The sequence below is a fragment of the Idiomarina sp. UBA4206 genome (assembly GCF_002383015.1).
Taxonomy (GTDB): domain Bacteria; phylum Pseudomonadota; class Gammaproteobacteria; order Enterobacterales; family Alteromonadaceae; genus Idiomarina; species Idiomarina abyssalis.
Genome location: NZ_DFTS01000025.1, coordinates 27,318 through 34,295, shown reverse-complemented (window position 1 = coordinate 34,295; position 6,978 = coordinate 27,318). Strand labels below are relative to the sequence as shown.

Below are 6,978 nucleotides of genomic sequence, written 5' to 3'. Positions count from 1 at the left end.
TATTAGTGCTATTTATATTCGTGCCGCTATTCGTCATAACCCACAGCGGGTTATTGAGCTACTGGAGCCCACCAGTGAGCTGGAAGACAATGAAAAGACATTTGCCGAGTTCGATTACCAGTTAAACCACGACTTAGCTATGGCCTCCGGCAACCCTATTTATGTGTTGGTACTAAACGGCTTTAAAGGTCTGTACGCACGTATTGGCCAGTACTACTTTTCATCGTCAGAAGCTCGCCAGTTAGCACGCGACTACTACGCCGACCTAATTGCCGTAGCGCGCGAAGGCGACTATAACGAGTCGGTAAATCTGGTTCGCCGGTACGGTTATGAGTCCGCTGAAATTTGGCATGGCCTGCGTGGTGATATGCCGAATGACTTGGTGGATTGATTAGGGGAGCTTTTTCAGTTTTCTTGATAAAGCCTAATTTCTTATTATTTGGTGCCTGATGACTCTTACTGAGTTGTCAGGCATTTTTTGTGCTCGCTTTATTTCCTTTCGGTTAAAAATCCATAGGTTCACAGCGCCGTTTTAATAAAAGTCTAAATTTTAACCACTACCTGCCGATAACCAGTTACGGGCTATACTAAAATCAAGTTATAGTCGACTTATCAGGAACAACATCATGTCAATTATCTCAGGCAATGGCACTTCTGTAGCGGGCGTTGGTAAGCAAAACGCCAATAGCGTAAAAGCGGATGATAATCGCAATACGAAAGAGGTCGCTCCAAATTCCAGGCAGGCACAAAACGAAGCCATTTTACGTGCCCATGAGAGAGTATCGCTTAGCAGCAATAATGATGCCCTCAGCTTGCTGTATAAAACCGCACTGGAAGGCATTAATGCTGAGTTAGAGCCGGTAATGGGCAAAAATGCGGTGAAGAAAACCTATGAGTCCGGCACGGATACTTCTCCCAAAGCAACGGCGGATCGTATTGTTTCTTTTGCTACCAACTTTTACAGTCGCTATAAAGAAATCAATGCAGGCGAGTCTGAAGAAGAAACCCTGAACAAGTTTATGGAAATTATTCGTGGTGGTATCGAAACGGGCTTTAAAGGCGCTAAGGATATTCTTACCAGCTTTCAGGTGTATGAAGGTGATGTTGAAAGCGATGTCGATAAAACCTATGAGCTGGTTATGAAAGGTCTGGATAACTTTCGTGAAAAAATGCTGGAACTGGCTGCCGAATCTGAAGAGTCTGATAGCGGCGTTGAGGATTAACCTCAGTGCTTTTATAGTGCGTACATGGAAAGAAGTATGGCCGTAACAACAGATGTTTAAAAGACTGCGTACGTGGTTTGAAAACCGGCGCATTAAAAAAATGGGCTTCACAGAAAGCGAGTGGGAATCCGCAGTTGCTGACTGGCCCGTTGTGGCGCGATACAAAGGTGCTGAGCGTGATGCACTGCGGGATATGACTCTTCGCTTTTTGGTTCGTAAAAACTTTGCTTCAGGCGGCGGCTTCCAATTCAACGACGCTATGTGTCTTAAAATAGCAACTATGGCCTGCGTACCTGTTTTGCACCTTGGGTTAGATTGGTACGATCACATCTATAGCATTATTCTTTATGAAGGCGACTTTGTACCTAATCGTCCTTACCGTAGTGACGACGGTGTTGTTCACACTCATAGTCCGGGGCTAAGCGGCGAGGCCTGGTTGCAAGGCCCGCTGATTCTTTCATGGCAGTCGGTGTGTCATACAGGCCCTCATTCCCGTCACGGAAAGGCCGCGAACGTTGTCATACACGAATTTGCGCACAAGCTTGATATGTTGCGCGATGGTGCCAATGGCGCACCACCCATGCATCCCGATATGAAGCCCGGAGAATGGCACGATATTTTTTCAGCGGCCTGGGAAAGGCTGCAGAGTGACTCAGTTCATCACAGACCGTTACCACTAGACGGTTACTCGTTAACCAGCCCGGCTGAATTTTTTGCCGTCTGCAGCGAGACTTTTTTTGAAGACCCGGAAACGATGAAAGAGCATATGCCGGAGGTCTACCGGTTATTGTGTCAATTCTACCGCCAGACTCCTTGTTAATTACTCTGCGCTAACGCTCACTTTCATAGCAATATGCTCACTGTCACTCTACACGCTAAAGACTAAAGTTATAGTTTTAGTGTTTATTGTGTTAATTGAACAAGAGGTCTATAACTAATCTCAATATGGCAACATTGGAGCTCGATGGAGCAACAATATAGAGGGCAATATGAAACGGATCGTATTGGCTGTTTTATCAACAGTTGTTGCTGGATGTACGAGTGCACCAACTGATCTTAGTGTCGATGCAAGCGCAGCGAAGACATTTTCTGTGAAGAAAATTACTGACAGTAGTAAGTCGACGAAACAACTCGATCAAGAAAATCAGGAATTGATCGAGGCAAAGCTCGCCGAAGTTCTGACTTTTTGTCTTCCCCGTTTATCAGGCTACGAACAAAAATCTGCGAATCAGGCAAGAATGGCGTACTGGCTTTCAATGAGTGGATTATTAGCTGGTTCAGTAGCAGTGCCTGCATTAGTTGCGGCGAGTCCTAGCGCAAATGCGGCCTGGGTTGCTGGCTTAGGCGGTTGGGCTGGCGCTACAAACTTTGCAGGTCAGGCTTTGAAGGAGTCAGGATTAAGCGGCTCTGCAATCGCACAAACCAGAAACGATATCATCCGCGGTGTGACTGATCAGATTGAGGTCGCAAGTGACGGGGCAAAGACGTTTGAAGAGAGAAGAAATGCTCTCATGAAAGCACGAGCTTCCTGTGTAATGTACGAAATTGCCGTTCCGACTATCCCTTCGAACGCGTAGAGCCTGCAAAGAACCTATTACTCTGTTGGTGCCGCAATACCTTGGGTAATTGGCGTGCAACTGTAATAATGATGTCGAACTAGCTTTCAAGGAGTCCCTATGCGTAGCTGGATGTATACGTTGTTTACCGCTTTTCTACTCGGGCTGACAGCACCTGTTTTTGCAGACGACAAAGCCTCCGAATACGATGCTCGCTTAAGTGGTTATTCGTACCCATTTGATGTTCAGACCTTTGAGTTTGATAGCCAACGACAGAGCCTGGAAATGGCCTACATGCATTTGCCCGCCGAAAAGGGGCAGTCAACCGTGTTGCTGTTACATGGCAAAAACTTTGCCGCCGACTATTGGGAAGAAACCGCTAATTACCTTCATGAAAAAGGTTACGGGGTGCTTATGCCTGACCAAATTGGTTTTGGTAAGTCGTCCAAACCGGCACATTATCAGTTTTCTTTCGAAGCCCTGGCTAATAACACTAAGGCGTTATTAAAGTCTGAGAGTATTGAACAAGTGATTGTTATGGGTCATTCCATGGGCGGAATGCTGGCTACTCGCTATGCGCTGAACCATTCCAGTAGTGTTGAGAAACTGGTGTTAGTTAACCCGGTTGGCTTGGAAGATTATCTGCGCTATGTGGAATACAAAGACCCAGCGTTCTTTTACGAGAATGAGAAGGGTAAAACCATTGACCAGATCCGCGCCTACCAGCGCAAAAACTACTATGACGGTAAATGGTCAGAAGATTATGAAGAGCTTATTGAAATTCACGTAGGTTGGATAAATGGAGATGACTGGAATCAGGTTGCCTGGAATAATGCGCTAACCTACGACATGATTTTTACCGGCAATGTGTCTAATGAGTTTGACCAGTTGGTGGTGCCGACACATTTGATTCTGGGAACGCGTGATACTACAGGCCCCGGTCGAGGCTGGAAGAAAGAGGGCGTTAATTACGAACTGGGTCGCTACGATAAACTCGGTGAAATTGTGGTAGAGCAAATTCCGGACGGCTACCTTTATGAACTGGAAGGTATTGGTCATATGCCGCAGTTTGAAGCTTTTGATCGCTATCGCGAGCAGTTGGATAAAATCTTTTAGTAAGAAAAAAGGCGCCAAACGGCGCCTTTTTTAATCATTCACAAGTTTGCTTTAAGCAAAGTTCTTGTTAACGAAGTCCCAGTTTACCAGCTTCCAGAAAGCTTCTAAGTAGTTAGGACGAGAGTTACGGTAGTCGATGTAGTAAGCGTGTTCCCAAACATCAACGGTCAGCAGAGCTTCTACGCCGTCGTGCGCGACAGGAGTGTCTGCATCGTCTGTGTTCAGTAAATCGACAGAACCGTCAGATTTTTTCACTAACCAAGTCCAGCCAGAACCAAAGTTACCAGCAGCGCTTGCGTTGAACTCTTCTTTGAATTTCTCGAAAGAGCCAAATTTTGCGTTGATAGCTTCTGCTACTGCGCCAGTTGGTTCACCGCCGCCGTTCGGGCTTAGGCAGTTCCAGTAGAAAGTGTGGTTCCATACCTGTGCGGCGTTGTTGAACAGTCCGCCTTTTTCAGACTTGATGATGTCTTCCAGAGATTTGCTCTCAAGGTCGGTACCTTTAACGGCGTCGTTCAGCTTGCTCACGTATGTAGCGTGGTGCTTACCGTAGTGGTATTCCAGAGTTTCTTCTGAAATATGTGGTTCCAGAGCGTTTTTCTCGTATGGAAGAGCCGGTAGTTCAAATGCCATAATTTTCTCTCCGTAGTTCTTTTTTGAGTGCAAATTTGCGACTCGCACTTTAATGCGTGCAAGTTCTTTTCTTGTTATACCTTACGATATATAGGGCTGACTGGTTTGCTTTTCAAGGAAATCTTTCAATTTAGGACAAAACTTTATAGGCTGTGTTAAAATACCTGAGTGTTTTAATCAACCATTATATTAAGCAGAGGTGTTATGGAAACGGTTGACAGAATTAAGCAGCAAATCGAAGAAAACCCAATCCTGTTATACATGAAAGGCTCTCCGAAGTTGCCTAGCTGTGGTTTCTCTTCACAAGCATCACAGGCCTTAATGGGCTGTGGCCAGGCGTTTGCTTACGTCGATATCCTGCAAAATCCGGATATTCGTGCAGAATTGCCTAAATACGCAAACTGGCCAACCTTCCCGCAGCTGTGGGTTGAAGGTGAATTGGTCGGCGGTTGTGATATTATTATGGAAATGTTCCAGAACGGCGAGCTGCAAGAGTTGGTTTCTGAGGTTGCTGAGCGGCATCCAGAGCCTTCAGCTGAGTAAAGAGCCTTCAGCTGAATAAAGAGCCTTCAGCTGAATAAAGAGCCTTCAGCGGAATAAGCAGCCTTCGGCTGAATAAAGTTTAAGCAAACAGTAGACAATCTGTAGTGAAATTGACGGATGCCCTTGTTTTTTTATCCAGGCATCCCCATCACTACCGGTGAAGCTTTAACACTCAACATTAAATGGAGAGAATCGATGTCTGTATTAGTAGGTCGTAAAGCACCTGATTTTACTGCAGCAGCAGTATTGGGTTCAGGTGAAATTGTTGAAGATTTTAAACTGTCAGACGCTATCAAAGGCAAAAAAGCTGTTGTTTTCTTCTACCCGTTGGACTTCACTTTCGTATGTCCTTCTGAGCTAATCGCATTTGATAAGCGTTTAGACGAATTCAAAAAGCGTGGCGTAGAAGTTATTGGTGTTTCAATTGACTCTCAGTTTACTCACAGTGCATGGCGTAACACGTCAACTGACGCTGGTGGTATCGGTCAGGTGAAATACCCATTGGTTGCTGACGTTCGTCACAGCATTTGTAAAGCGTACGACGTAGAACACCCAGAAGCTGGTGTTGCATTCCGTGGTTCATTCTTAATTGATGAAGACGGTATGGTTCGTCACCAGGTCGTTAACGACTTGCCATTAGGCCGTAACATCGACGAGATGCTGCGTATGGTTGACGCACTGAACTTCCACCAGAAACACGGCGAAGTTTGCCCTGCAGGCTGGGAAGAAGGTAAAGAAGGCATGAAAGAAAACGCAGAAGGCGTTGCTTCTTACCTGTCTAAAAACGCTGACAAACTGTAAGCGTTTACTGAATCGAAAAAGCCGCTCGTTTGAGCGGCTTTTTTTATGTCTGAAATTTGTACTCGGATTAACTTTTGTCCTGACGAGACTCAGGTGGCCAGCCACCGAGTTCTTTCCAGCGGTTAATCATCCAGCAGTAGAGCTCTGCGGTGCGTTCGGTATCGTATAGGGCTGAGTGTGCTTGTTTGCTGTCAAACTCAATACCGGCTGCCTGACATGCTTTAATCAGTACGGTTTGCCCTAAGGTCATTGCCGCAAGCGACGTGGTATCAAAACTGACAAAAGGGTGAAACGGGTTACGTTTTAAACTAGCACGTTCGGCGGCGGCCATAACAAAACCGTGATCAAAGTTTGAGTTGTGTCCGACTAAAACTGAACGCTGACAACCCGCGGCTTTCTGCGCTTTACGAATGGGTTTGAAAAGCTCACGCAGGGCTTCACCTTCCTCTACCGCGCCGCGTAATGGGCAGTGCGGATCAATGCCGTTAAAGTCGATAGCTGCCTGTTCAATATTGGCGCCTTCGAAAGGCTGTACATGGTAATGAACAGAGTCCACGGGCTTTAACAGACCATTGTCATCGAAATCCAGCAAGACGGCAGCTATTTCCAGTAACGCATCGGTTTTTGCGTTAAACCCCGCTGTTTCGACATCGACCACGACGGGCATGTATCCGCGAAAGCGTTGCTTCATAAGCGAGTTAGAGCTGTCTGACATAGAATTTCCGTAGTGTCTTAAAGATAACGCCATTATGCCAAAGATCATCACGCTCTGCTTGCAGAAATACTAAAGCAACAGCAATGCGTGCCGATAACAGACGTATCAGAAATAAATCAGGGGCGCTTATGAAAAATTGGCCGATGTTGACTGCTGTTTCAGCTTCTGTGCTGCTATCAATTGGGCAGGCGCAGGCAAACTCAGTCAGGCACTACAGTGCAAACCTGGATAACTCCGCGTGGCAGGTAAGCGAAGAGAACCGTTTAGCCTGTGAAATGGAGCATGAGATTCCCCGTTACGGTAAGGTGCGCTTTCAAAGCGAGGCGAGTAAAGAGCTCAACTTACGTATGAAAATGGAAATGCGCAAGCTACCGGACAGCTATGGTGTGTC

The 6,978-nt window shown here is 46.1% G+C and carries 9 protein-coding genes and 1 pseudogene; 8 read left to right on the top strand and 2 right to left on the bottom strand.

What is annotated here, in order from left to right; translation table 11 throughout:
- The 5 genes from B3180_RS05385 to B3180_RS05365 all read left to right on the top strand — a co-directional run.
- Window positions 1–391, top strand: a 391-nt coding sequence (locus B3180_RS05385) for an FCD domain-containing protein (protein ID WP_349677607.1), incomplete at its 5' end; no start/stop codon positions are given.
- A 235-nt stretch (window positions 392–626) separates the two neighbouring features.
- A complete protein-coding gene (locus tag B3180_RS05380; RefSeq protein WP_222235600.1) occupies window positions 627–1,223 on the top strand; it encodes a DUF5610 domain-containing protein in 597 nt (198 codons plus the stop codon).
- 52 nt (window positions 1,224–1,275) lie between these two features.
- Window positions 1,276–2,043, top strand: coding sequence for a zinc-dependent peptidase (locus B3180_RS05375; RefSeq protein WP_222235599.1), 768 nt, complete (start codon window positions 1,276–1,278; stop codon window positions 2,041–2,043).
- 169 nt (window positions 2,044–2,212) lie between these two features.
- Window positions 2,213–2,800, top strand: a complete 588-nt coding sequence (locus tag B3180_RS05370) for a hypothetical protein (RefSeq protein ID WP_278358808.1) — start codon at window positions 2,213–2,215, stop codon at window positions 2,798–2,800.
- Window positions 2,801–2,899: 99 nt separating this feature from the next.
- Window positions 2,900–3,895: an alpha/beta hydrolase gene (locus B3180_RS05365; protein WP_278358807.1), complete on the top strand. Its 996-nt coding sequence runs from the start codon at window positions 2,900–2,902 to the stop codon at window positions 3,893–3,895.
- Between the two features lie 51 nt (window positions 3,896–3,946).
- On the opposite strand, the gene B3180_RS05360 is transcribed toward B3180_RS05365, so the two are convergent.
- Window positions 3,947–4,528 carry a superoxide dismutase gene (locus tag B3180_RS05360; RefSeq protein ID WP_054491003.1) on the bottom strand — a complete coding sequence of 194 codons (582 nt, stop codon included), beginning with the start codon at window positions 4,526–4,528 and terminating at the stop codon, window positions 3,947–3,949.
- Window positions 4,529–4,732: 204 nt separating this feature from the next.
- On the opposite strand from B3180_RS05360, the gene B3180_RS05355 reads away from it, so the two are divergent.
- On the top strand, window positions 4,733–5,071 hold the full coding sequence (locus B3180_RS05355; RefSeq protein ID WP_011235037.1) for a Grx4 family monothiol glutaredoxin: 339 nt from the start codon (window positions 4,733–4,735) through the stop codon (window positions 5,069–5,071).
- Window positions 5,072–5,266: 195 nt separating this feature from the next.
- Window positions 5,267–5,872, top strand: a complete 606-nt coding sequence (locus B3180_RS05350; protein ID WP_054491001.1) for a peroxiredoxin — start codon at window positions 5,267–5,269, stop codon at window positions 5,870–5,872.
- Window positions 5,873–5,939: 67 nt separating this feature from the next.
- Here B3180_RS05350 and rnt read toward each other — a convergent pair whose 3' ends face one another.
- Window positions 5,940–6,587 carry a ribonuclease T gene (gene rnt, locus B3180_RS05345; protein ID WP_054490999.1) on the bottom strand — a complete coding sequence of 216 codons (648 nt, stop codon included), beginning with the start codon at window positions 6,585–6,587 and terminating at the stop codon, window positions 5,940–5,942.
- 128 nt (window positions 6,588–6,715) lie between these two features.
- Here rnt and B3180_RS05340 point away from each other — a divergent pair.
- Window positions 6,716–6,978 (top strand): annotated as a pseudogene (locus B3180_RS05340) (OmpA family protein); the annotation flags it as partial.